At 69.6% G+C, this 22,595-nt stretch carries 46 protein-coding genes; 44 read left to right on the top strand and 2 right to left on the bottom strand.

From position 1 onward, the window contains the following. Positions 1-88 precede the first annotated feature (88 nt). The 21 genes from OIU81_RS03270 to OIU81_RS03170 all read left to right on the top strand — a co-directional run bounded on the left by OIU81_RS03270 (position 89) and on the right by OIU81_RS03170 (position 10,642). Complete coding sequence (locus OIU81_RS03270) at positions 89-322, top strand: hypothetical protein (RefSeq protein ID WP_329143615.1); 234 nt, start codon at positions 89-91, stop codon at positions 320-322. Continuing rightward, a complete protein-coding gene (locus OIU81_RS03265) occupies positions 319-753 on the top strand; it encodes a DUF6195 family protein (RefSeq protein ID WP_329143613.1) in 435 nt (144 codons plus the stop codon). The genes OIU81_RS03270 and OIU81_RS03265 overlap by 4 nt, the downstream gene beginning before the upstream one ends. After that, positions 746-1,150 (top strand): hypothetical protein, encoded by a 405-nt coding sequence (locus tag OIU81_RS03260; protein ID WP_329330846.1) that lies wholly within the window; start codon positions 746-748, stop codon positions 1,148-1,150. The genes OIU81_RS03265 and OIU81_RS03260 overlap by 8 nt, the downstream gene beginning before the upstream one ends. Beyond that, a complete protein-coding gene (locus OIU81_RS03255) occupies positions 1,147-1,515 on the top strand; it encodes a hypothetical protein (RefSeq protein WP_329330844.1) in 369 nt (122 codons plus the stop codon). Before OIU81_RS03260 ends, OIU81_RS03255 begins: the two co-directional genes overlap by 4 nt. Beyond that, positions 1,512-1,733, top strand: a complete 222-nt coding sequence (locus tag OIU81_RS03250; protein ID WP_329330842.1) for a hypothetical protein — start codon at positions 1,512-1,514, stop codon at positions 1,731-1,733. Before OIU81_RS03255 ends, OIU81_RS03250 begins: the two co-directional genes overlap by 4 nt. A 44-nt stretch (positions 1,734-1,777) precedes the next feature. After that, positions 1,778-2,023 (top strand): hypothetical protein, encoded by a 246-nt coding sequence (locus OIU81_RS03245; protein ID WP_329330841.1) that lies wholly within the window; start codon positions 1,778-1,780, stop codon positions 2,021-2,023. Then, positions 2,020-2,340, top strand: a complete 321-nt coding sequence (locus OIU81_RS03240; protein WP_329330839.1) for a phiSA1p31-related protein — start codon at positions 2,020-2,022, stop codon at positions 2,338-2,340. The genes OIU81_RS03245 and OIU81_RS03240 overlap by 4 nt, the downstream gene beginning before the upstream one ends. Further along, positions 2,337-2,639: a hypothetical protein gene (locus OIU81_RS03235; RefSeq protein WP_329330838.1), complete on the top strand. Its 303-nt coding sequence runs from the start codon at positions 2,337-2,339 to the stop codon at positions 2,637-2,639. The genes OIU81_RS03240 and OIU81_RS03235 overlap by 4 nt, the downstream gene beginning before the upstream one ends. Then, entirely contained in the window at positions 2,636-2,875 is a 240-nt protein-coding gene (locus OIU81_RS03230) for a hypothetical protein (RefSeq protein WP_329330837.1), read from the top strand. Before OIU81_RS03235 ends, OIU81_RS03230 begins: the two co-directional genes overlap by 4 nt. Continuing rightward, a complete protein-coding gene (locus OIU81_RS03225; RefSeq protein ID WP_329330836.1) occupies positions 2,872-3,003 on the top strand; it encodes a hypothetical protein in 132 nt (43 codons plus the stop codon). Before OIU81_RS03230 ends, OIU81_RS03225 begins: the two co-directional genes overlap by 4 nt. A gap of 91 nt (positions 3,004-3,094) precedes the next feature. Next, complete coding sequence (locus OIU81_RS03220) at positions 3,095-3,436, top strand: hypothetical protein (protein WP_329330834.1); 342 nt, start codon at positions 3,095-3,097, stop codon at positions 3,434-3,436. Further along, a complete protein-coding gene (locus OIU81_RS03215; protein WP_329330832.1) occupies positions 3,436-3,732 on the top strand; it encodes a hypothetical protein in 297 nt (98 codons plus the stop codon). The genes OIU81_RS03220 and OIU81_RS03215 overlap by 1 nt, the downstream gene beginning before the upstream one ends. A gap of 134 nt (positions 3,733-3,866) precedes the next feature. Beyond that, positions 3,867-4,904 carry a hypothetical protein gene (locus OIU81_RS03210; protein ID WP_329330830.1) on the top strand — a complete coding sequence of 346 codons (1,038 nt, stop codon included), beginning with the start codon at positions 3,867-3,869 and terminating at the stop codon, positions 4,902-4,904. Between the two features lie 63 nt (positions 4,905-4,967). After that, a complete protein-coding gene (locus OIU81_RS03205) occupies positions 4,968-5,399 on the top strand; it encodes a hypothetical protein (RefSeq protein WP_329330828.1) in 432 nt (143 codons plus the stop codon). A 66-nt stretch (positions 5,400-5,465) separates the two neighbouring features. Next, complete coding sequence (bet, locus tag OIU81_RS03200; protein ID WP_329330826.1) at positions 5,466-6,587, top strand: phage recombination protein Bet; 1,122 nt, start codon at positions 5,466-5,468, stop codon at positions 6,585-6,587. 71 nt (positions 6,588-6,658) lie between these two features. Next, positions 6,659-7,183, top strand: coding sequence for a hypothetical protein (locus OIU81_RS03195; protein WP_329330824.1), 525 nt, complete (start codon positions 6,659-6,661; stop codon positions 7,181-7,183). Further along, positions 7,180-8,148, top strand: coding sequence for an exonuclease domain-containing protein (locus OIU81_RS03190; protein WP_329330823.1), 969 nt, complete (start codon positions 7,180-7,182; stop codon positions 8,146-8,148). Before OIU81_RS03195 ends, OIU81_RS03190 begins: the two co-directional genes overlap by 4 nt. Before the next feature lie 71 nt (positions 8,149-8,219). Then, complete coding sequence (locus OIU81_RS03185) at positions 8,220-8,585, top strand: hypothetical protein (protein WP_329330821.1); 366 nt, start codon at positions 8,220-8,222, stop codon at positions 8,583-8,585. Between the two features lie 133 nt (positions 8,586-8,718). Continuing rightward, positions 8,719-9,570 carry a hypothetical protein gene (locus OIU81_RS03180; RefSeq protein ID WP_329330819.1) on the top strand — a complete coding sequence of 284 codons (852 nt, stop codon included), beginning with the start codon at positions 8,719-8,721 and terminating at the stop codon, positions 9,568-9,570. Then, positions 9,567-9,839: a WhiB family transcriptional regulator gene (locus tag OIU81_RS03175; RefSeq protein WP_329330817.1), complete on the top strand. Its 273-nt coding sequence runs from the start codon at positions 9,567-9,569 to the stop codon at positions 9,837-9,839. The genes OIU81_RS03180 and OIU81_RS03175 overlap by 4 nt, the downstream gene beginning before the upstream one ends. Then, complete coding sequence (locus OIU81_RS03170; protein ID WP_329330814.1) at positions 9,836-10,642, top strand: hypothetical protein; 807 nt, start codon at positions 9,836-9,838, stop codon at positions 10,640-10,642. The genes OIU81_RS03175 and OIU81_RS03170 overlap by 4 nt, the downstream gene beginning before the upstream one ends. Positions 10,643-10,695: 53 nt before the next feature. Here OIU81_RS03170 and OIU81_RS03165 read toward each other — a convergent pair whose 3' ends face one another. Further along, positions 10,696-10,902: a hypothetical protein gene (locus OIU81_RS03165; RefSeq protein WP_329330812.1), complete on the bottom strand. Its 207-nt coding sequence runs from the start codon at positions 10,900-10,902 to the stop codon at positions 10,696-10,698. Between the two features lie 202 nt (positions 10,903-11,104). Between OIU81_RS03165 and OIU81_RS03160 the strand changes: the two genes are divergently transcribed. The 9 genes from OIU81_RS03160 (at position 11,105) to OIU81_RS03120 (ending at position 16,478) form a co-directional block, all read left to right on the top strand. Continuing rightward, complete coding sequence (locus OIU81_RS03160; RefSeq protein ID WP_329330810.1) at positions 11,105-12,019, top strand: hypothetical protein; 915 nt, start codon at positions 11,105-11,107, stop codon at positions 12,017-12,019. Then, positions 12,003-12,620, top strand: a complete 618-nt coding sequence (locus OIU81_RS03155; protein WP_329330808.1) for a DnaA ATPase domain-containing protein — start codon at positions 12,003-12,005, stop codon at positions 12,618-12,620. Before OIU81_RS03160 ends, OIU81_RS03155 begins: the two co-directional genes overlap by 17 nt. Then, on the top strand, positions 12,617-13,987 hold the full coding sequence (locus tag OIU81_RS03150) for a replicative DNA helicase (RefSeq protein WP_329330807.1): 1,371 nt from the start codon (positions 12,617-12,619) through the stop codon (positions 13,985-13,987). Before OIU81_RS03155 ends, OIU81_RS03150 begins: the two co-directional genes overlap by 4 nt. Beyond that, complete coding sequence (locus OIU81_RS03145) at positions 13,984-14,289, top strand: hypothetical protein (protein WP_329330805.1); 306 nt, start codon at positions 13,984-13,986, stop codon at positions 14,287-14,289. The genes OIU81_RS03150 and OIU81_RS03145 overlap by 4 nt, the downstream gene beginning before the upstream one ends. After that, positions 14,286-14,483, top strand: a complete 198-nt coding sequence (locus OIU81_RS03140; RefSeq protein ID WP_329330803.1) for a hypothetical protein — start codon at positions 14,286-14,288, stop codon at positions 14,481-14,483. Before OIU81_RS03145 ends, OIU81_RS03140 begins: the two co-directional genes overlap by 4 nt. Then, positions 14,480-14,791, top strand: coding sequence for a hypothetical protein (locus tag OIU81_RS03135; RefSeq protein ID WP_329330801.1), 312 nt, complete (start codon positions 14,480-14,482; stop codon positions 14,789-14,791). The genes OIU81_RS03140 and OIU81_RS03135 overlap by 4 nt, the downstream gene beginning before the upstream one ends. Next, complete coding sequence (locus tag OIU81_RS03130) at positions 14,788-15,792, top strand: DNA cytosine methyltransferase (RefSeq protein WP_329330800.1); 1,005 nt, start codon at positions 14,788-14,790, stop codon at positions 15,790-15,792. The genes OIU81_RS03135 and OIU81_RS03130 overlap by 4 nt, the downstream gene beginning before the upstream one ends. After that, entirely contained in the window at positions 15,792-16,043 is a 252-nt protein-coding gene (locus OIU81_RS03125; RefSeq protein ID WP_329143558.1) for a LuxR C-terminal-related transcriptional regulator, read from the top strand. Before OIU81_RS03130 ends, OIU81_RS03125 begins: the two co-directional genes overlap by 1 nt. Positions 16,044-16,142: 99 nt before the next feature. Continuing rightward, positions 16,143-16,478 (top strand): hypothetical protein, encoded by a 336-nt coding sequence (locus tag OIU81_RS03120; protein WP_329143556.1) that lies wholly within the window; start codon positions 16,143-16,145, stop codon positions 16,476-16,478. A 166-nt stretch (positions 16,479-16,644) separates the two neighbouring features. On the opposite strand, the gene OIU81_RS03115 is transcribed toward OIU81_RS03120, so the two are convergent. Beyond that, entirely contained in the window at positions 16,645-16,932 is a 288-nt protein-coding gene (locus OIU81_RS03115) for a hypothetical protein (protein WP_329143553.1), read from the bottom strand. Positions 16,933-17,090: 158 nt separating this feature from the next. Between OIU81_RS03115 and OIU81_RS03110 the strand changes: the two genes are divergently transcribed. The 14 genes from OIU81_RS03110 to OIU81_RS03045 all read left to right on the top strand — a co-directional run bounded on the left by OIU81_RS03110 (position 17,091) and on the right by OIU81_RS03045 (position 22,462). After that, the gene (locus tag OIU81_RS03110) at positions 17,091-17,504 is read left to right on the top strand and encodes a hypothetical protein (RefSeq protein ID WP_329330797.1); all 414 of its coding nucleotides are present in this window, start codon (positions 17,091-17,093) and stop codon (positions 17,502-17,504) included. Between the two features lie 68 nt (positions 17,505-17,572). After that, positions 17,573-17,956, top strand: a complete 384-nt coding sequence (locus OIU81_RS03105; RefSeq protein ID WP_329330796.1) for a hypothetical protein — start codon at positions 17,573-17,575, stop codon at positions 17,954-17,956. 80 nt (positions 17,957-18,036) lie between these two features. Next, a complete protein-coding gene (locus OIU81_RS03100; protein ID WP_329330794.1) occupies positions 18,037-18,225 on the top strand; it encodes a hypothetical protein in 189 nt (62 codons plus the stop codon). Between the two features lie 549 nt (positions 18,226-18,774). Continuing rightward, a complete protein-coding gene (locus OIU81_RS03095) occupies positions 18,775-19,026 on the top strand; it encodes a hypothetical protein (protein ID WP_329330792.1) in 252 nt (83 codons plus the stop codon). Continuing rightward, complete coding sequence (locus OIU81_RS03090) at positions 19,023-19,154, top strand: hypothetical protein (RefSeq protein WP_329330790.1); 132 nt, start codon at positions 19,023-19,025, stop codon at positions 19,152-19,154. Before OIU81_RS03095 ends, OIU81_RS03090 begins: the two co-directional genes overlap by 4 nt. 53 nt (positions 19,155-19,207) lie before the next feature. Further along, on the top strand, positions 19,208-19,498 hold the full coding sequence (locus OIU81_RS03085; RefSeq protein WP_329330788.1) for a hypothetical protein: 291 nt from the start codon (positions 19,208-19,210) through the stop codon (positions 19,496-19,498). Beyond that, the gene (locus tag OIU81_RS03080; RefSeq protein WP_329330786.1) at positions 19,498-19,743 is read left to right on the top strand and encodes a hypothetical protein; all 246 of its coding nucleotides are present in this window, start codon (positions 19,498-19,500) and stop codon (positions 19,741-19,743) included. Before OIU81_RS03085 ends, OIU81_RS03080 begins: the two co-directional genes overlap by 1 nt. A gap of 83 nt (positions 19,744-19,826) precedes the next feature. Further along, positions 19,827-20,177: a hypothetical protein gene (locus OIU81_RS03075; protein WP_329330784.1), complete on the top strand. Its 351-nt coding sequence runs from the start codon at positions 19,827-19,829 to the stop codon at positions 20,175-20,177. A gap of 16 nt (positions 20,178-20,193) precedes the next feature. Continuing rightward, a complete protein-coding gene (locus tag OIU81_RS03070; RefSeq protein ID WP_329330782.1) occupies positions 20,194-20,868 on the top strand; it encodes a DUF6205 family protein in 675 nt (224 codons plus the stop codon). Between the two features lie 50 nt (positions 20,869-20,918). After that, positions 20,919-21,245: a hypothetical protein gene (locus OIU81_RS03065; RefSeq protein ID WP_329330781.1), complete on the top strand. Its 327-nt coding sequence runs from the start codon at positions 20,919-20,921 to the stop codon at positions 21,243-21,245. After that, positions 21,242-21,373 carry a hypothetical protein gene (locus OIU81_RS03060; RefSeq protein ID WP_329330779.1) on the top strand — a complete coding sequence of 44 codons (132 nt, stop codon included), beginning with the start codon at positions 21,242-21,244 and terminating at the stop codon, positions 21,371-21,373. Before OIU81_RS03065 ends, OIU81_RS03060 begins: the two co-directional genes overlap by 4 nt. Beyond that, entirely contained in the window at positions 21,370-21,633 is a 264-nt protein-coding gene (locus tag OIU81_RS03055) for a hypothetical protein (RefSeq protein ID WP_329330777.1), read from the top strand. Before OIU81_RS03060 ends, OIU81_RS03055 begins: the two co-directional genes overlap by 4 nt. Beyond that, entirely contained in the window at positions 21,633-22,130 is a 498-nt protein-coding gene (locus OIU81_RS03050) for a hypothetical protein (protein ID WP_329330775.1), read from the top strand. The genes OIU81_RS03055 and OIU81_RS03050 overlap by 1 nt, the downstream gene beginning before the upstream one ends. A gap of 128 nt (positions 22,131-22,258) precedes the next feature. Continuing rightward, on the top strand, positions 22,259-22,462 hold the full coding sequence (locus OIU81_RS03045; protein ID WP_329330773.1) for a hypothetical protein: 204 nt from the start codon (positions 22,259-22,261) through the stop codon (positions 22,460-22,462). The last annotated feature ends 133 nt before the right edge of the window (positions 22,463-22,595 follow it).

The raw sequence follows: 22,595 nt of genomic DNA, 5'->3' as shown, positions 1-22,595 counted from the left end.
GCTGCGGCCTACGGGCCCAGCCGCCGGGCTCTGACACACCGGCAACCGGGCCCTAACGCACCACCCCAACTCTGAAAGGGCATGCGTCATGACCATCGTCTCACCCGCCTCGACTCCGGCCTCACAGGCCTCTCCCGACCCGGCGGTTCTTCTCGAAGTCCAGCAGCGGCTGCTGGCGGATCCGGCTCACTCCGACGCGGCGGTGTCCGCGACCTCGATGTCCCTCTTCCTTGTGCAGCACCCGGAGGTCCGGGTCGCCGAGAACGAGGACTACCCCGAGTGGGCCGCCCAGTTCACCAGCATCGAAGGGGATGCCCGATGACTACGACCACTCATCTGACCGTGGCAGACCTCGCAACCTTGGCCTTCACCAAGTGGGAGTCCGAGGGCGAAGCCAAGGGCGACGAGATGTTCGAGGAGCACCGCGAGGAATTCCTCACCTTCGCCCGCGCCAAGGCCCGCTGCGTCCTCGGCGAGGAGGCTGCCGCCCAGCTGGATTGGCAGTACACCGGCACGCTCGACTTGCCGGCGGACACGGAGCAGGCTACGGCGAGCCTCGGCGAGGGCCGTGCTGAGTACCTGCGGTATCGCGTCGTCGACAGCGACGAGGTGACGTTCACCCTCGTGCAGCCGTGCGGCACATGCGGGCATGACCAGATCAACGAGCTTCGCGACCTCACCCACCTCGGCGGTCTCCTGGAAACCGCCGCCGACCTCGCGAAGGCCGTGCAGGGCGGTGTCGACCGTGGCTGACCGTGTGAACCGCATCATCGCCGACGCGATGGACAAGGCCTACCCGCACCCGTGGGAGGGCCAGGACAAGTACCCGGTGATCGTCGAGACGGTCCAGCGGTATCTCGTCTGGGTGGAGGCCGACGATCTGGAGGAAGCCGTCGAGTGCTTCGGCGACGACCCCGATTGGTACGAGGCAATCACCCCCCAGAACCAGATCGAGAGCGGCTACGACTGGTCGGTAGAGGCCCCGGAGGACCACAACTGGGACTGGGAGGTCTACCCCTTCACCCGGGTTGAGGGCCCCCGCCAGGCATGCACCGAGTGCGGAACGGTCGCCCACGACGTCCAGCGGAAGCCCTGGCACAAGGAAGGCTGCACCCGCTCCGGCGCTGCCAAGAAGCAGGTGACGGCATGAGCGACCGCCTGACCGAGATCGCGGCCCGCGCGGCCGCCGCAACACCCGGGCCGTGGACCGTTCACGAGGAGTGGCCCGGCTCCGTCTTCCACGGCGGCGAACCCAACCTCCTGCCCATCGCCCGCACTACTGGCCGGATGGCCGAGGCCAACGAACGGTTCATCGCCCACGCCCGCGAGGACGTGCCGTGGCTGCTCGCGGAAGTCGAGCGGCTGCGGACGGTCATCGCCGCGCTGGCGGAAGGCACCGAGACGCTGCATGCCCGCGTCGCTGAGCTGGAGCCGGACTCCAGCATGCTCGCCGCCCTCTACGCAGCTGGCGTGGACAACTGGGAAGGGTACGACGAGGCGTGTGAGGGCCGGTGAACGCCGAGCAGTTCAACGCCAGCTACCCGATCGGCACGCCGGTCGTGGCCTACCCCGGCTTCCGGCCCGAGAACGACCCGACTGCCACGCGGATCGAATCGACCACCCGCAGCCGGGCCACGCTCCTCGGCGGCCACACCGACGTTGTGTGGGTCCACGGACACGGCGCCTGCATCGCCCTCACGCACATCGACGCGATCGAAGGCGGCGTCTCGTGACCGCCCGCCCCACCCCCGTACCGCACTCCGCACCTGGAGGAACGATGACTGACAGCTCCTTCGCTACTGACACCCATTTCTCCGGGGCCCTGGTCCTCGGCAACGACGAGGCCCGGGCCGACTACAGGAGGGGGATTGACGGCCGGACGTTCGGCATGGTCCACGTCGGTCGCCGCATGACGGTGCACGTCGCGGATGCCACTCCGGAGACGCTGGACAGCCTGGCTGAGGCCTTCGCTGAGCTGGCCGCCTGGAAGCGCAACGGCGGGATCCGGGCGGTGGCGTCGTGACCCGGGCCGCGCTGCTCCGGGCGGCAGCCACCAACCAGAACCTGCGGGCCACGGACCGTGCCCAGCTCCTGTGGGCGGCCCGTGAGTTCACCGAGCTCGACGGCACCGAATACGACCTCAGCCTCACCTGGATCGACGTCCGGGGCTGCCCTTGGCAGTGGACCGGCCGCCGCACTGCCGACGGCGTGCCGATCATGCGGTCGCCGCTCGCGATGATGCCGCTCGACGAGGTGTACGCCACGTGGGCGCCCCTCGTCCCGGCACCCCGCCGGCCCATCGCCGCCGAAGTGCGGGCCGCCCTGCGAGGTGCCGCATGAAGCTCGTGATGATTGGCGGACGCACCTTCGAGACGACAGACCCGAAGCTCTTCTCGTCTGCCTACCTGGCCGGAAAGACCGCGGTCCGGCGGGGCGAGGACACCGACGCTTTCCTCAAGCAGCTGCTCGCCCAGGGCGATTTCGCCGCGGCCAACGGCTACCTGCAGGGCCTCGCAATGGACGCCCGGGTGCGCCTGCCGGAACACCCTGTCGACTGCCTGTGCCGGCGCTGCGTCCACGACCGCGAGTCCCTGATGCGGCACATCCACCGCATTTGGCGAGAGCAGGTGCCCGCATGACCGGCGGGACGCACCGCTCGGTGCGTATCAACCGGCTGCTCGGCGAGATGCGCGAGGCGCCGCTCACGACGTGGACGACCGGCCAAGTCCGCCGCCTCTACTCGGCCCTCGGCTTCGGGCCGCAGCGCTCCACTGCCCGCGGCGACCTGCAGCACCTGGCGGCGCGCGGCAGGGCCATCGAGGTCGGGCCGGAGAACCGGCGGGGATACCGCCTCAACCAGGCAGGTGCCCGATGAACGAGACCGGCCTCCCGCTGACCGCCACTACCGACCCGGACTTCGCAGCCTCGATCGCGGCCGGGCTGACCGAGTCCTTCGCCGACTACTGCACCCGCACCGCCAAGCCGGACGAGGAGGCCACGTGACCGCCGCCGAATGGATCGCCGCCGGACTCGGCCTCATCTCCGCCGCAATGATCGTCGCCTCCCAGCGAGGCAACCGCACCAGGGAGGACCAGTGAAGCTCTTCAACCGCATGCCTCGCCGGACCAGCTCTGACGTCGAGCTCGCACGGGTCCGGGCCGAGAACGTGGACCTCCGACGCGAACTCGGCGACGTAGAGGGGAAGTACCTCCGCGCCCTCGAAACGATCGACCGCAATGTCGGCGACCGCGCAGAGCTCGCCAAGCAGGCGGCCAACGCCACCCAGCGCATGTTCGAAGCCGAACTCGTCACTAAGTGCATCACCGACGAGAACGCCGACCTCAAGGCCGACAACGAGCGTCTCCGCCGCGAACTCCTGGCCCGTACACAGCCGGTCGCCCAGGTCATCCCGCTACAGAAGAGGGGGGCCGCCTGATGTACACCCCCACCCGCGCTGAGGTCGCCGACGTGTTCGACGGTGTGGGTGTCCTCGACTTCGAGGATCACGAAGCGGCCCTCACACACGACCGCGAGAAGGCGATCGCCGCGCTCGACGCGTTCCACCGCCTCTACTGCGAGGAGTCCCTCGCCGACATGGGCATCGTGCCCGACCGGGACATGGCGACCGGATGGGCCCGCTTCGAGAGCCGGACCGACGGCAAGCGGACGGTCGACTCCGGCGACCAGCCGGACCATCCCGCCGCGTTCCCCGTCACCTGGCTCTACCTCTGATACCGCCGCCCCGCACCCCAATCCCGCGCCGCGGGGCGGCACCCAACACCACATTCGGAGGGCACCGCCATGCCTGAAACGGCACGGAACCGGCCCCACCAGCACGACTCAACTCTCACTCAAGGAGACACAGCATGAGCGTAACGATCAACGCCCATCAGCTCGGACTGCTCATCGACAAGACCATCGGCCACATCGGCGGCGAGTACACCGCCCCGCTCAACGGGATCCGCCTCGACGTCGACACCACGTTCCTGTACGCCGTGGCCTCCGACCGGTACACCCTCGCCGTCGCCCGCTACCGCCTCCTTCACGACGACCAGGGCGGCCAGCCTTTCGCCCGCCTCATCCCCGGCGAGTACTTGCCCTCCCTCCGCGAGTGGGTCAGCAGCCAGACCGGATCCACCTACATCAGCATCTCTGCGGAGGACCACTACGTCGAATTCGGCGGCACGCACACGGAGCTGCGCATCGGCGTCGACCCCGGCCTGGAGTACCCGGACTGGCGCGGCCTGCTCCGCACCATCACCGAGCACACCGTCGAGGGCGAGCCGTTCCCGGCGCTGAGCGCCGGCTTCATGACCCGCTGGGCCGCCACCGGCGACAACCTCCGCGTCCGCGTCACCGCCGCCCAGAAGGCCGTACTCGTCTTCGGCGAGGACTTCATCGGCGCCCAGATGCCCGTCCGCTACGCCGGCGTCGGGCCGATGAAGGACGAGACGTTCGACGCGGTCCGCAGGCAGTGGGACAAGACTCTCGCCGCCGGGGCCGAGGGCCTCGACATGGCCACCGACATGCCCGACGAGGAAGACCGTCCGCGCTACGAGGTGACGACGGACGTCTACGAGACCGGCGAGGCGCTGCTGCAGCAGGTACTGCGGTCGGGAATCGACATGCACGGCAAGTCGAGCAGTGCCCCGGACGAGTTCCTCGCCCACATCAACGCTGGCGTCCACGGGTGGATGGCCTACCGCTTCCTCGACGCGCTCCACACCGCCGACCCGCGGTTCGCTCGGGCCATCGCCGCCGAGGTCGCGGATGAACTCGACTCCGGGGAGATCAGCGAATTCGCATGGGACGCCGCCAAGGAAGCCGGCCACAACCCGCAGCAGTGGCACGACGAGTACGAGGCGTACCGCAAGACGCGCAAGGCCGAGAAGACCGCTGCCTGACAACCCGCCCGGCCGCCCCGCCCGCCGCAAACAGGCGGGGTGGCCACCAACCAAGGAGAACACATGCCCGACAAGCCCTACACCGACAACGACCTCCGCGCCGAAGCCGCGCGCCAGCATGCCGCCCTCACCGGGTACCCCGAGTTCATGTGCGTGGGCGAGCAGATGGCCGACGGCATCGTGGAGTCCACCCAAGAGGATGGAGCACCTCGGAACTGGGACAGCGTGCTGCGCCTCAACGCCGACGACTACGAGCAGTTCGACGCCGCCCAGCGCCAGGTCCATGACCTCATCACCCGCGCCGCTGACCTGTCCAAGTGGGCGGTGAACCTCGGCGCCGACGGGCTGGATCCCGTCACCGGCAACCTCAACATCAAGGACTCCGTCGGCGAGGACCGCGTCCGCATCCACTTCGCCTTCGCGCCCGACATGGACCAGGCCACCCGTCGCGAAATCGTCGACCGGATCGCCGACGCCATCCGGCACCACAGCTGACCACACCCCACGGCCGCCCGCCCCGCACACCGCAGGCGGCCACCCAGCACCCCGAAAGGACAGCACATGAGCACTGACCTAGTCCAGGCAGGCGGCGCACTCGCCATCCGCCCCGACCAGACCGACTGGACCCCCCAACAGGGCGCCGTCCTGCGCCAGTCCGGCATCGACAACCAGGTCGCCAGCGAAGAACTGTCCGCATTCCTGCACCTGTGCCAGCGCACCCGACTGGACCCCTTCTCCCGGCAGATCTACCTGATCGGCCGCTGGGACAACCGGCAGCAGCGGAAGGTGTACACGCCTCAGACCAGCATCGACGGCTACCGCGTCATCGCCCACCGCGTCGTCGCAGAACAGGGTGGACACCTCGGCTACGAGGACAACATGTGGTGCGACAAGGACGGCCGCTGGCAGGACGTGTGGCTGTCCGACGCACCGCCCGCCGCCGCCAAGGTCACGGTGATCCGGAACGGCCAGCGGTTCCCCGCAGTAGCCCTGTTCCGCGAGTACGTGCAGACCAACAAGGACAACCGTCCGATCGGGCTGTGGGGCAAGATGCCCGCCGGCCAGCTGGCGAAGTGCGCCGAAGCACTCGCGCTGCGCAAGGCGTTCCCGCACGACCTGGCCGGCGTGTACACGGCCGAGGAGATGGCGCAGGCCGACAACCCGGTGCCCGCTGACGAACGACACCTGCGGCAGGTTCAGTCCGGCGAGGGAGACCCGTGGGCCACGCCGGGCCCGCAGCGGAACGCGGCGGTCAAGGGCAGGTCGCAGCCAGCACAGGACTTCGCCGACGATGCAGCCAAGGCAGCTGACCAGGCCGCCGTCAAGGAAATCTACCGGCAGGCGCGCGCGGCCGGACTCCTCGACGAGACGGTGAAGACCATCGATCGCGAACTGCTGGAACTCGGCGCCTACCTGATCGCACGCGGCCAGGAGCTCGCCGCGCCGGCACCGGTCGGTGCCGCTGACGCCACTGGTGGAGACGCCGAGCCGGTCGCGACCACCGTCGTCGGCAGCCCCGAGGACGAGCACGCCGCCGCCATCGACGAACTCCGCGAAGCCGCCACAGCCGCCCGTCTGGAGGACTTCGACAACGGCGCCCGGATGGCCCTCGGCATGCCCATAGAGCAGGCAAGCGCGGACGCCATCCGCGCCCTCGCTGAGCAGATCCGCCCCGCCGCCTGACATCACCCGCACGTCGGCCGCCCCCGGGGCAAACGGGGGCGGCCACCTACCCAGCAAACCACGGAGACCCCATGGACCTGCAACAGCTCGCCCTCGAGGAGGCTGCTCTCAAGAGCCTCTCCGACGCCGTCACCGACCGTCTCAAGGAGGTGAAGACCGCCATGCAGGAAGCGCTCGTCGAAACCGGCGCCTCCCGGGTCGACGCCTCTCTCCCCGACGGGACGAAGGTCGCCACCATCTCCCGTTCTGACGCTAAGCCGGCGGCCGTCGTCACCGACTCGGACGCCTTCCTCAGCTGGGTGCGCAAGAACAGCCCCCACAACGTCACCACCCGGCTCGTCACCGAAGTACGACCCGCCTACACCACCGCGCTCCTCGCCGAGATGACCGCTGCCGGCGCCGCTGTGGTCGCTGACAAGGAGACGGGCGTCATCGAGGACGTCGACGGTGTCGAGATCCGCGCCACCCGCTCCCTCACCCACTCCGTCCGGCCCACAAAGGACGGCCGCGAGCGGATCGCCGCCGCCTGGCGCGACGGGGAGCTCGGCCACCTCAACCTCCCCCAGATCGCTGGCCCCGCGAAGGAGGCGTCATGACCTGGCACACCGAACCCCTCCTCGGCTTCGACCTGGAGACGACGGGCATCAACGTGGAAACGGCGCGCATCGTCACCGCCGCAGCCATCGACTACAAGCCCGGCGACAGCATCGACACCCTCCCTGACCGCTCCCGACTGTGGCTTGCCGACCCCGGCGTCCGCATCCCCGCCGAAGCGACCGCGGTGCACGGCGTCACGACCGAGCAGGCCCGCGCGAACGGCCGGCCTGCGGCAGCGGTTGCCGATGAGATCGCTGACGTACTCGCCGCCGCACTCTCCACCGGCATCCCGGTCGTGGCGATGAACGCGAGGTATGACTTCACCGTCCTCGATCGCGAGCTCCGCCGTCACAACCTGCGCACCCTGCAGGACCGGATCGGCGGCGAGGTAACCCCAGGCCCGGTCGTCGACCCGTTTGTCCTCGACAAGCAGGCCGACAAGTACCGGCGGGGCTCCCGCAAGCTCGAGGCGCTCGCTGCCCACTACGGCGTGGCTCTGGCTGCCGCGCATACCGCTGACGCCGACGCCCTCGCGGCAGCCGAAGTCGCCGTGGCCATCGCCGAGAAGTACCCGCAGCTGCAGGTGCACCCCGAACAGCTGCATGCCTGGCAGGTCCGGTGGGCGGCCGAGCAGGCGTCCGGGCTGCAGGAGTACCTGCGCAGGACGGATTCGCACGCGGTCGTCGACTCGGAGTGGCCCCTCGTGCCACTGACCGAGGAACGCAAGGTCCGCGGCGTGCTGGCTGACCTCGCCGAGCGGTGGGAGCAGATGGCCAAGAGTGCACCCGACTTCGGCGACGAGCTGTTCATCGACGAGCCCACCCCGGTCCAGTTGCAGCAGTTCGAGCGCGCCGCCACCTACGGGCGGGCCGCCGCAGACCTCCGCGAGGTACTCCGCTCCGGACGCATCCCTCACGGCTTGATGACCGACGCCGAGCTCGACCAGCACAGCACCGCCCAGTAAGGGGCCCCGGGCCGGCCCGCGGGCAGTGCGGGCCGGCCACCCCACCAGCATCACACCCTCGGGAGTCATCCATGACCCGCAAGCTCACCACCGCCGAGCGCCTGGCATCTGTCGACAAGGACGAGCGGCTCGACGACATCGTCGACCGCGCCAGCAGCTGGAACCGGTTCCTCGTCCAGCAAGCCGTGTTCGCCTTCGGCCGCACCCGCGACACCTTCTCCGCAAACGACCTCCGCGACGTACTCCCGGAGCTGTCCCACGGGTTCCTCGGCGCAGCGATCAACGGCCTGCGACAGGGCGGAGTCATCGAGCACACCAAGCAGTACGTGCCGTCCACTTCACCGGCCACGCACGGCCATCCGATCGCCGTCTGGCGCCTGTCCGTCAAGGGCCTGCTCATAGCTGAGGCCCGCCGGCCACGGAAGGCCGCCGCGTGAGCCCCCTCCGCCGGCTCGCCAACCGGCTCCGACGCCCCCAGCCCCTCCGCTTCGACTCCCAGGTCGCCGCATTCGAAGCCATCATGCGCCGCCCCGCACGCCGCCGCCGCAACACCCGGAAGGAGCCCCGACCATGACCCGCACCCCGCCCCAGCACGGACAACGTGCCTGCTACCTCCGCGGATGCCGCCGACCCGAATGCGCTGCCGCCCACAAGCGCTACTGCAAGGAATACGACCTCCGCGTCCACCGGGAAGGCCGCCGCAACATCGACGCCACACCGGCAGCGGAACACCTGAAGCAACTCGCCAGCCAGAAGTGGACACAGGAAGGACTCGCCAAAGCCATCGGCTGCGGCACCCACACCGTCTGCAGCCTCCTCAACGGCAACCAGAAGAAGATCCGGCCCGAAACAGCCGCGCGCATCCTCGCCTTCCAACCCACCCCCAACGTCGAACCCGGCGGCTACTGGACCGACTCCACAGGAACAACCCGCCGGCTCCGAGCCCTGGCTGCCATCGGACACCCCCTCTACCAGGTCGCCGACGCCGTCGGAATCGACCACGGCACCATCCGCCCCATCGCCGCAGGCACCCGCCAGAAAGTCAGCAAGGCCCTCGCCAGCCGAGTCGCCCGCCTCTACGCCACCCTCGTCCGCCAGCCCGGCCCCTCACCGACGGCCCGCGGAATCGCACGAGCCCGCGGATGGCACGGCCCCGCAGCCTGGGGAGAGGACATCGACAACCCGGCCGCGACACCCGAGACCGACCAGGAAGCCACCGACCTCGACAGCCGACGCGAACTGGCAGCCCTCCGCCGCGCCGAGATCGAACACCTCGACTCCTTCAACGTCCCCGAACACGAGATCGCCGACCGGCTCGGCATGGCCCGCGCCTACGTCCACGACCTCATCCGCGACATGCGCAAAGAACGGTTCGCCAAGCCGGCAGTGACAGGCGTCAGCGACCTCGAGGCGGCGGCATGACCCGCCGCGACTGGCGCGACCAGGCACTCTGCCGCGAAACCGACCCCGACGAATTCGTCCCCGACGTCTGCCACCCCAGCATCGTCGCCCCACTCAAGGCGATCTGCGACAAATGCCCTGTCTACAGCACCTGCCTAACCGAAGCGCTGGCCGAAGAACACGGCCTCCCCCACCAGCTGCGCAGCGGTGTTCGAGGCGGCAAAACGCCCCGCGAACGCCACGCCATCGAACGCAGCCGCAGGCAGCAGAACATGGAGGCCGCAGCATGACGATCCGAGAGCACGGCACCTACGTCAAGTACAAGCTCGACGGCTGCCGCTGCTACCCCTGCTGCTTCGCCGAAAGCCGGTACCGGAACAACCGGGCCCGCGCCATCGCCTACGGCACCTGGCAGCCCTACGTCGACGCCGACCCCGTCCGAGCCCACGTGAAGTCCCTCGGCGAATTCGGCATCGGCTGGATGCGGCTCGCCAAGCTCGCCGGCGTGCCCCGCGGCACCGTCTCCAAGCTCCTCTACGGCGACTCCGCCCGCGGCATGGGCCCGTCGAAGCGACTCCTGCCGAAGAACGCCGCCGCCCTCCTCGCCGTCGAGCCCACCCTCGACAACCTCGGCGCAGCAACCCTCATCGACGGCACCGGCACCCGCCGTCGACTCCGGGCACTCGTCGCCGGCGGCTGGCCCCCAGCACGACTCGCCGCCCGGTTCGGCTGGCATCCGTCGAACTTTGCCTACACCCTCTACGGCGACCGGCAGGTCAAGGTCGGCACGGCTCGCACCGCGGTCACCTTCTACGACCAGCTGTGGCGGACCGACCCCCGCGACCACGGAGTCCGGCAACACGTCTACGACCGGGTACGCCGACAAGCCGCCGAAGCACGTTGGGCGCCCGTCGGAGCCTGGGACGACGACCAGATCGACGACCCCACGGCATTCCCCGACTGGACCGGCCGATGCGGAACCAGCGAAGGCGCTGCAGCCCACCACCGCATCAAGACCCCGGTCTGCCCGCCCTGCCGTGACGCGCGCGCCGTCTACCGGGCCCAGCTCCGCCAGCAGCCGGCCGCCGCCTAGACACACCAACGCCCCGCGGAAACCGCGGGGCGAGAAGGGAGGGGAGAGGGATGTCAGTCGTCGCTGCCAGCCGACTCGTTGTTCTTCGCCAGCCGGCGCTCGATGGCCTGCATCTTGCGCCATGCGGTGACCTGGGCGTGGACGTGGCGGCGGATGTCGTCGGCGCGCGAGGTCCCCTTCGCCTCGCACAGCTCGCCGTATGCGGCCCACGTGGCGTCGTCGATGCGCACCATGCGGCCGGGCGTCCCCTTCGTGGTCATGGCGACAGCGTAGCTGACTGTGCAGTGACTGCACACCCCACCCGCCGAGAGTGTGTTGCTTATGTATTGCGGGTGACTACACACCCTGCGGTAGGATCGAACCGCATCAAGGGCGCGAATCGCGCCCCTTTGAAGCCTCCATGAGGGCTGTCTCAAACCGAAACGAAACCGCAGCGGCATCCCTCCCGAGAGAAGAGAACCAATGGGCTACGAGCTCCGCCGCCAGATCCGCGAGGTGCTGGGACCGAACGTCACCGGACTCCAGCGCGCTGTCGCACTGGAGATCGCCGATGACGCCCGGCATGACGCTGATGGGCGCCGGAGCAAGGTCGCCTTGAAGGATCTCGCCCGCTGGACGGGAGCCAAGGACACCGCCGTGGTGCGGAACGCGCTCAAGCGGCTGGCTGAGGCCGGCTGGGAGTTCCGTGTCGCCATCGGCAAGGGCAGGGACGGGCGGGTCTTGTACGCGGTCCCCGGCCATGCCATGGAGTTCCGCGTTCCGTACCCACCAGAAGGAGCCCTCGCTCACCCAGAGGGAGCCACGGCTCACTCTGACGAAGAAGGCGAAGGGGGAGCCACGGCTCACTCAGAAGGAGCGGGGGCTCACTCAGAAGGAGCCGTGGCTCCTTCAGAAGGAGCCACGGCTACCCCCCCTCCACATTCCACAAGCCACACACCACTAACTACTGCTGGCGCGGCCAACGAGACCTCCACCGACAGCAGCGACGAACCCGACCAGCCGGCGGCCCCGAACACCCCCGCCGAAGCCAAGAAGGCGGCCAAGAAGCCCAACCGCAAGGCGAGCGACAAGAAGCCCGACCAGCACGAGACCGCCGACGAACTCGCCAAAGCCTTCTGGGCCCGCCACGGCAAAGGCCGAGCCCAGTCCTACATCGCCGTCCGCGGCATCATCCGCACCGCCATCGGCAACGGCGTCGAACGCAACGACCTCGCCCGGGCCCTGGACCGCGTAGTCCGCGAAGGCCGCTCGATCTCCGGCCCGACGCTCGACATCGCCCTCAACGCCATCCGGCGTACTGGCGGCAGCAACTCCGGCCCGCAGACGGCACCCCGCTACATGACCGAAGAGGAGAAGAAGAGTGCACTCCAGTTCTGACAACCCCAGCCCCGCCCAAGGCGTCATCATCGAGCGCCGGGCTGTGGCCCTCCGCAAGTTCGACGACCGCATCCCGGTCATCTACCGCAAGCACATCGATCTCCCCGAGACGGTCGCCGACTGGATCGCTGGCTGGACTGGCAGCAGCTTGTTCCTCACCGGCCCGATCGGGGTCGGCAAGACGCTCACCGCGTGGCGCACCTGCCGCCGTTGGCTGGAGGCGCAGTACGCGCCGGGCGAGCCGTGGCAGGGGACGCCGCTGATCCAGACGTGGCGGTCGACCGCGCTGTTCGACGCGCTCCGGCCCGATGCCGCCGACGGGCAGGGCCGGGTCCTGCTGAAGGAGCTTCAGCGCTGTGAGCTTCTGTTCATCGACGACTTGGCTGCGGCCCGCGCGTCGACGTGGACGCAGGAGCGGCTCTTCGAGCTGTTCGACGAGCGGTACATCAACCGCCGCCCGGTGATCATCACGTGCGATGTGCTGCCCAACGAACTGGCCGAGGTGACCGGCCCGCGGGTCGCCTCCCGCCTCGCCGAGATGTGCCGCAACAGCGTCGTACTGCTCGAGGGCAACGACTTCCGCAAGGGGGCTGCTGCGTGACCACCGACATCGACCTGTGGGCCGGCGACCAGAACGCCCCCATCCCGACCATGCCCTCCGACCTCGAGGCCGAACAGATCCTCGTCGCCTCCGCCATGGCCAAGACCGACCTCGTCGACGACCTCGCCGCCAACGGCTTCGACCCCGCAGACATCAGCGACGAGCGCTACCGCTGGACCTGGTACGCCATCGAAGACATCCGCGACCAGCTCACCGCGGGCGAGATCCGCTGGCAGGCCGTCGCCCGGAAACTCCAGGCCTGGCACGCCGACGGCCGCATGACCTCCCGGCCGCTCACCATCGACGAACTCGCCCAGCTGTACAACCAGGCGATGCCCGGATCCGCCGACTACTGGGCCGAGCGCGTCACCCGGGTTGCTATCGCCGCCCGTACCGCGGCTCTTGGCGTCACGATGCGCGTCAAGGCCACCTCGCCGGCCTTCGACCCGAGCAGCGACATCGCCGAAATGCAGGCCGAGATCGACAACCTGGTCCGGCCGACCGCCGTGTCGCAGGCATCAACCCTCGGCGAACTCCTGCCCGACGCGCTCGTCCAGGCCGTGACGCCGCCCAGCGCCGAGGACCGTATCCCCACCGGATTCATCGACCTCGACGGCCTGCTGTGCGGCGGCTGGGCACCCGGCCAGCTCGTCGTCATCGGGGCACGCCCGGCCATGGGTAAAACCACGGTCGCCTCCAACTTCGCCCGCGCCGCCGCGATCAAAGCCAGCATCCCGACCTACTTCGCGTCGCTGGAGATGGGCAAGAACGAGCTCGCGCAGAGCATCATGTGCGCGGCCGTCACCATCCCCCTGCACCACGTCAAGCAGGGCATCGTCGACGACACCGCCATGTCCCGCGCCGCGTCCATGGCCCCGTCGCTGTCTGCCGCGCCGCTGCACATCGACGACGCGCCGCTCGTCACGCTCCCTGGGCTGCGGGCCACGGTCCGCCACCTCGTCCGCACAGCCGGCCTGCGGCTGCTCGTCATCGACTACCTGCAGCTGATGCAGGCGCCGCGCGCTGAGTCCCGGCAGGTCGCCGTGTCGATGCTGTCCCGCGGACTCAAGCTCCTCGCCAAGGAGTTCGGGATCACCGTCATCATGCTCGCCCAGCTCAACCGGGGGCCGGAGCAGCGCACCGAGAAGAAGCCGATGGTCTCCGACCTCCGCGAGTCCGGCTCGATCGAGCAGGACGCCGACATCGTCATCCTGCTCCACCGCGAAGACGCCTACGAGAAGGAGTCCCCGCGGGCCGGCGAGGCCGACCTGATCGTCGGTAAGCACCGGGGCGGGCCCACGGCCACGATCACCGTCGCGTTCCAGGGGCATTATGCACGTTTTGTCGACATGGCGGCCGACCTGTGACCGCCTTCGACCCGGCCGACATCGCGGCCCTCCGCCAGCAGGGCGACCTCAAGGAATTCCTGCTCTCCCTCGGTGGACGAGCCCCCGCCAAGCGGGCGGCCCGAAGTGAACCCGAGGGCGCCGACTACACCATCCCGCACCTCGGCGCCTGGCCGCTCGGTACCGCGGCCACCGGTGTCGCACCCGCCGAGCATTCCTGCCCCAGGTGCAGGGCGCAGGCGCGACCCTCCCTGGTCGCGATCCCCGGCGCCCGGCGAGACCACCCCGGATGCGCCAACGACTACAGCCAGGAGGCCGCGTGATCACCGACAGCTGCCCGTCGTGCACGACCCGCGGCATAGCCCCCGCCGAAACCCGCACCCGCGGTGACCGCGCTGTCGACGGCTACGAGTGCCCGAACTGCCGGCACGCGTGGGCCACGGTCCGCGACCTGACCGCCTACTCCGAACTGCACGCCCGCCGCGCCCAGCGCCGAACCAGGAGGTCCGCCGCATGACCCAGATCCTGCCGATCGGCACCCCCGTGTGGGTTGCGCAGGGCGAGCAGCCGAAATGGGGCCGCGGCCGCCCCCACGTCGTGGGCGAGGGCGTCGTCATCGGCCATCTGCCGTGTGACACGTGCTGGCAGCGGTACCTCGACGGCGGTGGGCGCGTGACCGCCGACGGCTACCGGGCCGCAGCCGCCGACTGCCGGGAGCCGGCCGGCTACGTGGCTTCCGTCAAGGGCCTGCCGCTTGTCGTCACGCCCGATGACCCGACCGTCCTCGCCGTGCCGATCACGTCCGACGAGCGGAGCGCGGCATGAGCGACTACGACTCCGTCGACCTGTTCGCCGGGCCGGGCGGCCTGGACATGGGTGCGGCTGCGGCCGGGTTGCGGCCGGTCGGCATCGAGTGGGATGCGAACGCGGTCGCCACCCGGGTGGCCGCGGGGCTGGCCACGGTTCACGACGACGTGCGCCGGTACGGCCCGGCCGATTTCCCGGACGCACGCCGCCTGCTGGGGGGTCCGCCGTGTCAGACGTTCACCGTCGCCGGTACGGGCGCTGGTCGCCGGGCCCTCGACCTGGTGGTCGGGCTGCTGCACCGCATGGCCGCCCGGGACGACATCGCCGCGGAGTTGGCCGGTCTGGATGACGTGCGGACGGGCCTGGTGCTCGAGCCGATGCGCTGGGCACTGGAGGCCGCGGATGCTGGCCGGCCGTACAGGACGGTTGTCCTCGAGCAGGTGCAGCAGGTGCTTCCGGTGTGGCTGGCCTACGCCGAAGTCCTGCGCGCCGAGGGCTACTCGGTGGCCGCGGGCGTGCTGCGATCGGAGCAGTTCGGGGTGCCGCAGACTCGGCGGCGCGCGGTGCTGGTGGCCCGCCTCGACGGCGTGGCCGTGTTGCCCACGCCGACGCACCGCCCGTACCGGGCCGGCGTCCCGCGGGATGCGGGTGACGCCCGGCTGCTGCCGTGGGTGTCGATGGGCGAAGCGCTCGACCGGCCTGGCCCGTTCACGGTGATCTCCAACTACGGGACCGGTGGCGACCCGAAGAACCGCGGGCGTCGCAGCAGCGCCGAGCCGGCGTTCACCGTCACCGGCAAGATCAGCCGCAACCGGATCGTCGACATGGCTGGCCGCGAGCTCCCGAGGTTCAGCCACTCCGAGGCCGGCCAGTTGCAGGGCTTCCCCGCCGACTACCCGTGGTCCGGCAACGACATCGCCCAGCAGGCCGGCAACAGCGTGCCGGTGCAGCTCGGCGCCGCGCTCGTCGGTGCGGCCGTCGAGCATGCCACCACCCCGGCGCTGGAGGTGGCCGCGTAATGCCCCGGATCCTCGACGGCCACCTGAGCCGAGGCCAGTTGGCGGCGCTGTTGCTGGCGGCGAACGGGCTCACCAGTCGGCAGATCGCCAGCGAGCTCGGGACGACCGAGTCCGGGATTCACCAGCGCGTGAACGAGGCGACGCACGCGCTGGGGGCCCGATCTCGGACGCATGCGATCGCGATCTGCATCGCCCGCGGCCTGATCGCTATTGACGACATCGCCATCCCCGGTCGGCAGCGCGCCGCCTGACGCCCGCCTGAGCCCCGCAATCAACCGCGGGGCTCCCGGGCCCCACTTCCACCCGCCGAGGCCGCGAGACGGCCGTACAGCCCCACTGGAGACGCATCCATGAACCACCGCCAGAAACCACAGACCCCCGAGACGGCCGTCAGCGGCCCGCAGGACGCCGAACGCGGCACGGACGACGCCCCGGACGCCGGCACCCGCGACAGGCCTCCCAGCGCCCACACAGAGCCCCCAGCCATCCGCCAACTCCGTGCCGAACGAGACCTCCTCGCCCGCACCGTCGCCGTCTACACCATGCGATCCACCGCCGACGTACTCGCCGAAACCCGAGAAGCGCTCGGCTGGACGGACAACCGGTCGACCCATCGGCCGCAGGCAGGAGACCCGTCAACCGCAGGCCACAGTGCCGCCGACCCGTCCGGCGGGGGTGCGCTGTGAGGGCGATCTGCGCGCTGCTGGCCAGCCTGTTCGCCTACATGGTGCTCGGCCCGATCGTCGCGCCGGTGCGGCTGGAGATACGGGCGCCCGTAGCACACGGCCGGCCGTGACCGGGGCATGCGAGAGCCGCACGCCGATCGGTGGCGTGCGGCTCGGGTGGGGCAGGTCAGGCGTCGCCAGTGGCCTTGTCGGCTGCGGTGCGGGCGCGGAACAGCTCGGCGCGGCTTCGGTACTTCTCGGCTACCGGGATGTCGTGCTCGCGGGCGAGGCGGCGGAAGACCTCGGGGGTCATGCCTGTGGCGTCCGAGAGTTGTGCGGCGGTGGCGCCGTTGCGGAGTTCCGCTACGGCGAGCTCGCGAACGGTGGGCTTCAGCTCGCGTTCGGTCAGCAGGGCTTTCCGGTAGCGGCTGAAGGTGCGGGCCGTTTCGTCGTCGGGGGTCCAGTCGCTGGTCATGGGGTCATGGTCGCACGTCATCGGGGCGATGGGTAGTGCAGTGGGTAGCCCTACACGCAAAGGATCATGTAGGGCTACGTGTATGGCTATTGCATCCCAACGCGTAGGGGTGCATGATGGAGTCATCGCCAAGCGCACCAACCGCAGGGGAGACGGATATGAACGCCATCACGTGGACTGACGAGACTGACCGCCGACTGCGCCCCTACGCCAGCGCCAATCGCTGGGCTGTCACGTTGGACGCCAAGACCTACAAGGTCGAGCGCATGCCCGCCGCTTACCACGTGTGGGACGGCCTGGACTGGCTCGGCATGTACGTCGACCAAGAGGACGTAGAGGCGGCCATCACCGCCCACGCCCCCGCCGAAGAGGCCGAGGTTGAGGCTGAGGGCGCCACAGATGCAGACGTCCTGGCAGCCTTCGAGGCCAAGGCCAACGAGGTCGCCAAGGCCAACCAGTGGACGATCGCCCGCGCAGAGACAGTGATGCTCGCCTACCTCCGCGACCACAGCCCCGCCGAAGCCGCGACCATCGCAGCCGCACTCCTCGGGCGAATGGGGCGCGCCGCCTGACTCGCAGCCCGGCCCTTCGCGGGCCGGGCCCTGCGTCACCACCTGCACATCCGCGTCAAGGGGGACCCATGTACCGCACCGTCACCGCCATCCGCCGCACGATCGCCGCCGCTCTCACCACCAGCCGGCACCTCCGCTTCACGGCCCTCTCCGGCGAGGTCGCCGCCCTGGTCGCTGCGGGCCGGTTGGTGCGCACGGGGGATCTGCTGGACCGGCTCGGCGCGGACCTTCCCGACGGTCAGCGGTCGTGGTTTGGCCGCCACGTAGCCAAGGCCTACCGGGCCGCGCACCTGGGCGCCGACGCGATCCGGGTGTGGGCGCAGCACCGCACCACCGGCCGCTGGATCCACGTCCACGTCTACCGGCCCGCCGACCCGGCCCTGTTCGCCGGCCTCGCCTCCTACGGGCGCACCCGGCATCTCGTCCAGGCCCAGTTCGCGGAGGCGGCCTAGAACCCCGGAGCCGACCGTGGCCGCCCGCGGGACGTTCCTCGACCTGCTCGCCATCCCCACCGCCGCATGAGGAGGCAGTTATGACCGACATCCGAATTTTCCCGCGCTACCTGCAGTGCGGCGACGTCATCACCTCGGACCCTCGCCGCGACTTCCACGTTCGCGAGCTGGTCGTCGACGAGTTCGGCGACGTGACCATCAACCCCGGAACGCGAGACAAGGCGTTCATCAGCGCCGATCAGACCGTCACCATTCGTCCCCGCGCCTGAAGGAGAAGCGATGCCGATATACCTTCCGGTCCCAACACCGGCTAACGGAGGCCCTGACGGGCAGGGCTGGACGCGCATGTCCCTTGCCTCTATGGGCGGGCTCTCCTCGGATCAGTGCGCCCTGCAACCCCGTGACCTCACGCACTTCTGGGAGTCTCTGGACACACGGCGCGCTCGCTATGGCGGCTACGGGCCTTGCGTCAGCGCCGGAGACTGCGGCGGCTGCCCTGTCATGCGCCGCCCGCCTCGGACTCTGGACGCCCTGACGGACCGGGTCCTGGTTCGCGTCGACCATCCCGATGGTCGGCCGCATCTGATGAACCGGCCCGAAGACGGCTGGGCTTCCCTTGCGGCCCGCTGGACGTGGAGCGAACTGGCTTCCATCTCTGGCTGGGAGATTGGCCGAACCTTCCGCGATGAGCACGGACGGTGCTTCTGGCTCACCCGCTGTGATTCCTAACGCAGCTTCCACGCCGCCCCAAGCCCCCACCGCGGGGCGGCCCCTCCTGCCTCCCGCTTCCCGCCCGCTCTACCCCGAAGGAGTCCGCCGTGTTCCCGCAGGAAGTCCGCACCAGCCCCGTTCGCGAGGACGGTAAGAAGCTCACCGTCTCCACAGTCAAGATCGCGCACCGGCGGTACAGCACCGTCGTCTTCGACGATCACTCCGACCGTCGGCACGCCGGCAAGCGCATCGGCAGGCACATCATCGGCACCGGCGAAGTGCGCAGCGACACTCGCGAAGAGGCCATGGATGCCCACCGGGAGGCGTTGCAGGCCGCCCGCTCCGAGGTCATTCGATGACCGCCCCGGTCCCGCTCTTCCCGGAGCCGTCGATACGTGAGGTCGCCCGGGACGACGAGCGTTATTGGGCCGACCGCTACGGCCACGACCCGGACCCCGACGACTACGACGACGCCGAAGCCGCATGAACCCCGCGCCCGCCCCGGTCTGGGGCGGGCCACCCACCTCGAGGAGAAGCACCGTGACCAGCATCGGAATCACCAGCAGCATCACCGCAGAGTCCCGAACCTACGAAGTGATCGTGTCCGTCTCCGGCGCTCCGCCGGTAGAGGCCGGATACCTGCACAGCCCGGAGACCTTCACGGCCACCGGCGTGCGCATCGCCTACCGCGACAGCGAGGTGACCGCGATCAGCATTCTCACCACGACGGACACGCTTCACACCCACATCGAGGAGCCGGACCTGTGGGAGCCGTGGATTCGCGAACTCGTCGAGCAGTACCGGCCAGTCGCCGTAGCTGAGGGTGCGTGATGACCACCCGTCTCGACCCCGGCACCCGCGTCTTCCACGGCGGCCAGATCTGGGCCCGCACCCTGCCCGGCGGCACCGGCGTCATCGTCCGTGTCGAGGGCCCGGACCGGCACGGCGACTACGAGTACCTCGTGCGCACCGGCGCCAACATCTCCCGACGGCCCGACCCCGACAACCCGGAGGTCGACGAACGGTGGTGGTCATCCCGCCACACCCGGCAGGCCTATGAGGAGCCGACGTGGTGACCGCAGCCTCCAGCCGGCAGATCAAGGCCCAGGTACTCGCCCGCCGGGCAGCCTGCAACACCTAACCCGAAGGAGAACCGCCCGTGTCCTATCCCGAGCCGCCCGACACCCCGACCATCGTCGCCATCTGCGGTAGCACCCGCTTCATGCGCGAGATGGCCGACGCTGACCGCGACCTGACTTGGGCCGGCCGCATCGTCATCAAGCCCGGCTGCAACATGAAGGAGCCGCACCCGCTGTGGGCCGATCCGGACGAGGCGGAGGCGGGGAAGGTGCGGCTGGACTCCCTGCACCGGGCGAAGATCCGCCTCGCAGACGAGGTGCTGGTCGTCGGGGACTACATCGGGGACTCGACCCGCGCCGAGATCGCCTACGCCCGGTCGCTCGGTATGCCGGTCCGGTTCACCCACCCCCAAGTCGACCCCGACGCCTGACCGAAGGAGTATCCCCATGGGCTACGAGTCCCGCTGGTCTGGTGAGGTGCGGATTGACCCGCCTCTCACCTGGGCCGAGATCAAGAACAGTCCCGTCGCCTTTCAGGATCTGAAGCTACGTCTCGACGAGACGGTGGAGGACACCGCCACTGGGCAGGTCCGCACCGTCACCGCTGCCGCGATCGTGCCGCTCACCACCGAGGCGTACAACGGCTACGAGATCGAGGAGGAGTTGACTGCGTTCGCTGAAGTGCACAGCGCTACGCACACGGTGGCCGGCCGCATCCAGGCCCGCAGCCCTGACGGCGACCTGTGGGCCTACAGCGTGGACGGGCCGAGCGTCACCCGCATCGAGCCGGCCACCGTCTGGCTCGGCGACCCGGTCCCGCCCGCGATTGAGCAACAGGTGCGGGACCTCGTCGCCGACGAAATCCACCGCGCCGACCGGCCGACCTTCGCCGAAGGGGAGCGCACCGACCTGATCGTCTCCATCATGCGCAACATCCACGTCCACATCGCCAGCGACGGGCCCGACGCCCCGTACTGGACACCCGAACCCGACCGTCCCCTCACGCACTGCTCGGCCGGCCTGCTGCCTATCGGCCCCGCCCCCTTCGAACCGTGCATCGAGATCGGGCCCCACGACAACCACCGCAACGCCGCAGGCGACACGTGGACCGACGACCTGTGACCCCGGTCTGCCGCACCCCGCGGCGGGCCCACACCACAAGGAGCAGCAGCATGGCCAGTACAACCGACAGCGACTGCATCCCCCGCGAGCACACCGACGGCGAGCCCTGCGGCCCGTGCGAGCGGCGGCAGGCCCACGCAGAGGGCGAGCACGCATTCTGCGGTGACGAATGCGGCGCACCCCAGGTGGAGCAGTCCATCACCTATCGGGTCGAGTCCCGCATCGGCGGCGATGAATGGCAGACCCTGGGCGTTCGCTTCCACTATGCCGAGCAGGCAAAGGCCGAGCGGCGTCTCGCCGAGAAGCGCGAGCGACTCCCGCACATGCAGCATCGCCTGATTCGCCGTATCACCACGACCATCGAGGAGGTGCTGTGACCGACGAACTGCGGCAACGCGCCAACGCCGGCACCCGCCCCATGCCGGCCGCCACGTTCACCTGCGGCTGCCGAACAAACCAGGGCTGCACCTGCCCATACCCCATTGACACCGAGGAGCGGCAGTGACCGACGACCCCGGCCCGAACCTGACGCCCGGATTCGTCAACGCTCCCGGCTCGACCAGCGAACTCCTGCCCGCCGAGATCCTGGCCGCGATCAACGTGCCGCCGTACCTGTCCACCGCCTGCGACACCGCACTCCGCGTCGAGCCGGCGGATGTCCCGGACGCCACCGGGTGGGCCCGGCGGCTGCACTCTCGGTGCCGGCTGAACAACAAGTTCACCGGTGCACCCTGCCCGTGCAGCTGTCACGACAAGGGGGCGTGATGCCCGACCAGGAGTCGCCTGTCCAGCAGGCCCGGGAAGCAGTCCTCGATCTCACCCTGGCCGCGTTCAAGGACTGCCCGAACCCGGTGGTCGAAGCGCACGCCAACAAGCTCGTCGACGCCTTCGAGTCCGCGGTGCGTGACGAAGAGGTAGACGCCTTCAACCGGCAGCCCATCCTGCGGCACTGCCTGCACCCGGGCTGCCTGCGCGAGTTCGACATGGGCGCCAGCCTGGGCGGGGGGCCAGTGCGGGAATACTGGTCCAGTGAGGGGTGGAAGCAGATCAGGCCCACCGTTGCCACCGGCTACATCTGCCCCGACCATGCCCCGCTCCTGGAGCATCACCGGCCCAGCTGGGACCGGCACACCGATGAAGCAGTCGTCCTGCGCTGCGCCTGCGGCTGGGGCTCACCCGTCGCCCGATGGCAGGGCTACGCCGTAGCCGCCTGGCAAGACCACCTTCTCACGGGCGAACTCACCGCGCCTGCGTCCGGATAGCGCACGATCGGCACCCGAACACGAGGCCTCATCCGCGACATGAGCGATGAGGCCTCAGCTGTACCCGCAACCCAATCAACCCTCTTCGTGCAGGTGGAAGGGGGTTTTCTACTGCCTCAAGGAGACCGATGCTCAACAACCTCAGCAATGCCGCCCCCGCCGTCCTCGTCGCGACGATCGTCTACCTCGCCATGGTCCTCACGTACAAGCTTCTGGCGCTGAAGACCGTTGCCGGCCTGATCCGCCAGGCTCTACTCGGGAAGGACGCAGTGCAGATCGCAGCAAAGGCCAAGGAGATCTTTGTCGAGGCGTGCAGGATTCGACAGAAGTAGCCAGCCTCCAAAGTCGCCCGTCAACCCCGCCCAGCATGATCGGGCGGGGCTTTCGCGCGGCTGTTCGGCGATAGGGATCCGCGGGAAGATCCCTCGCTAGGCGCGGCGCGAGGTTGGCGATGCAGTACCAGAG

Source organism: Streptomyces sp. NBC_01454, assembly GCF_036227565.1.
GTDB lineage: Bacteria > Actinomycetota > Actinomycetes > Streptomycetales > Streptomycetaceae > Streptomyces.
This window is presented reverse-complemented; position numbering and strand designations above follow the sequence as displayed.

Bases quoted from the DNA above. Each gene is read 5' to 3' on its own strand.
- OIU81_RS03270 (WP_329143615.1), top strand. From the start codon at position 89: ATGACCATCGTCTCACCCGCCTCGACTCCGGCCTCACAGGCCTCTCCC.
- OIU81_RS03265 (WP_329143613.1), top strand. From the start codon at position 319: ATGACTACGACCACTCATCTGACCGTGGCAGACCTCGCAACCTTGGCC.
- OIU81_RS03255 (WP_329330844.1), top strand. From the start codon at position 1,147: ATGAGCGACCGCCTGACCGAGATCGCGGCCCGCGCGGCCGCCGCAACA.
- OIU81_RS03245 (WP_329330841.1), top strand. From the start codon at position 1,778: ATGACTGACAGCTCCTTCGCTACTGACACCCATTTCTCCGGGGCCCTG.
- OIU81_RS03235 (WP_329330838.1), top strand. From the start codon at position 2,337: ATGAAGCTCGTGATGATTGGCGGACGCACCTTCGAGACGACAGACCCG.
- OIU81_RS03230 (WP_329330837.1), top strand. From the start codon at position 2,636: ATGACCGGCGGGACGCACCGCTCGGTGCGTATCAACCGGCTGCTCGGC.
- OIU81_RS03225 (WP_329330836.1), top strand. From the start codon at position 2,872: ATGAACGAGACCGGCCTCCCGCTGACCGCCACTACCGACCCGGACTTC.
- OIU81_RS03215 (WP_329330832.1), top strand. From the start codon at position 3,436: ATGTACACCCCCACCCGCGCTGAGGTCGCCGACGTGTTCGACGGTGTG.
- OIU81_RS03210 (WP_329330830.1), top strand. From the start codon at position 3,867: ATGAGCGTAACGATCAACGCCCATCAGCTCGGACTGCTCATCGACAAG.
- OIU81_RS03205 (WP_329330828.1), top strand. From the start codon at position 4,968: ATGCCCGACAAGCCCTACACCGACAACGACCTCCGCGCCGAAGCCGCG.
- bet (WP_329330826.1), top strand. From the start codon at position 5,466: ATGAGCACTGACCTAGTCCAGGCAGGCGGCGCACTCGCCATCCGCCCC.
- OIU81_RS03195 (WP_329330824.1), top strand. From the start codon at position 6,659: ATGGACCTGCAACAGCTCGCCCTCGAGGAGGCTGCTCTCAAGAGCCTC.
- OIU81_RS03190 (WP_329330823.1), top strand. From the start codon at position 7,180: ATGACCTGGCACACCGAACCCCTCCTCGGCTTCGACCTGGAGACGACG.
- OIU81_RS03185 (WP_329330821.1), top strand. From the start codon at position 8,220: ATGACCCGCAAGCTCACCACCGCCGAGCGCCTGGCATCTGTCGACAAG.
- OIU81_RS03180 (WP_329330819.1), top strand. From the start codon at position 8,719: ATGACCCGCACCCCGCCCCAGCACGGACAACGTGCCTGCTACCTCCGC.
- OIU81_RS03175 (WP_329330817.1), top strand. From the start codon at position 9,567: ATGACCCGCCGCGACTGGCGCGACCAGGCACTCTGCCGCGAAACCGAC.
- OIU81_RS03170 (WP_329330814.1), top strand. From the start codon at position 9,836: ATGACGATCCGAGAGCACGGCACCTACGTCAAGTACAAGCTCGACGGC.
- OIU81_RS03165 (WP_329330812.1), bottom strand. From the start codon at position 10,902: ATGACCACGAAGGGGACGCCCGGCCGCATGGTGCGCATCGACGACGCC.
- OIU81_RS03160 (WP_329330810.1), top strand. From the start codon at position 11,105: ATGGGCTACGAGCTCCGCCGCCAGATCCGCGAGGTGCTGGGACCGAAC.
- OIU81_RS03135 (WP_329330801.1), top strand. From the start codon at position 14,480: ATGACCCAGATCCTGCCGATCGGCACCCCCGTGTGGGTTGCGCAGGGC.
- OIU81_RS03130 (WP_329330800.1), top strand. From the start codon at position 14,788: ATGAGCGACTACGACTCCGTCGACCTGTTCGCCGGGCCGGGCGGCCTG.
- OIU81_RS03125 (WP_329143558.1), top strand. From the start codon at position 15,792: ATGCCCCGGATCCTCGACGGCCACCTGAGCCGAGGCCAGTTGGCGGCG.
- OIU81_RS03120 (WP_329143556.1), top strand. From the start codon at position 16,143: ATGAACCACCGCCAGAAACCACAGACCCCCGAGACGGCCGTCAGCGGC.
- OIU81_RS03115 (WP_329143553.1), bottom strand. From the start codon at position 16,932: ATGACCAGCGACTGGACCCCCGACGACGAAACGGCCCGCACCTTCAGC.
- OIU81_RS03110 (WP_329330797.1), top strand. From the start codon at position 17,091: ATGAACGCCATCACGTGGACTGACGAGACTGACCGCCGACTGCGCCCC.
- OIU81_RS03105 (WP_329330796.1), top strand. From the start codon at position 17,573: ATGTACCGCACCGTCACCGCCATCCGCCGCACGATCGCCGCCGCTCTC.
- OIU81_RS03100 (WP_329330794.1), top strand. From the start codon at position 18,037: ATGACCGACATCCGAATTTTCCCGCGCTACCTGCAGTGCGGCGACGTC.
- OIU81_RS03090 (WP_329330790.1), top strand. From the start codon at position 19,023: ATGACCGCCCCGGTCCCGCTCTTCCCGGAGCCGTCGATACGTGAGGTC.
- OIU81_RS03080 (WP_329330786.1), top strand. From the start codon at position 19,498: ATGACCACCCGTCTCGACCCCGGCACCCGCGTCTTCCACGGCGGCCAG.
- OIU81_RS03070 (WP_329330782.1), top strand. From the start codon at position 20,194: ATGGGCTACGAGTCCCGCTGGTCTGGTGAGGTGCGGATTGACCCGCCT.
- OIU81_RS03065 (WP_329330781.1), top strand. From the start codon at position 20,919: ATGGCCAGTACAACCGACAGCGACTGCATCCCCCGCGAGCACACCGAC.
- OIU81_RS03050 (WP_329330775.1), top strand. From the start codon at position 21,633: ATGCCCGACCAGGAGTCGCCTGTCCAGCAGGCCCGGGAAGCAGTCCTC.
- OIU81_RS03045 (WP_329330773.1), top strand. From the start codon at position 22,259: ATGCTCAACAACCTCAGCAATGCCGCCCCCGCCGTCCTCGTCGCGACG.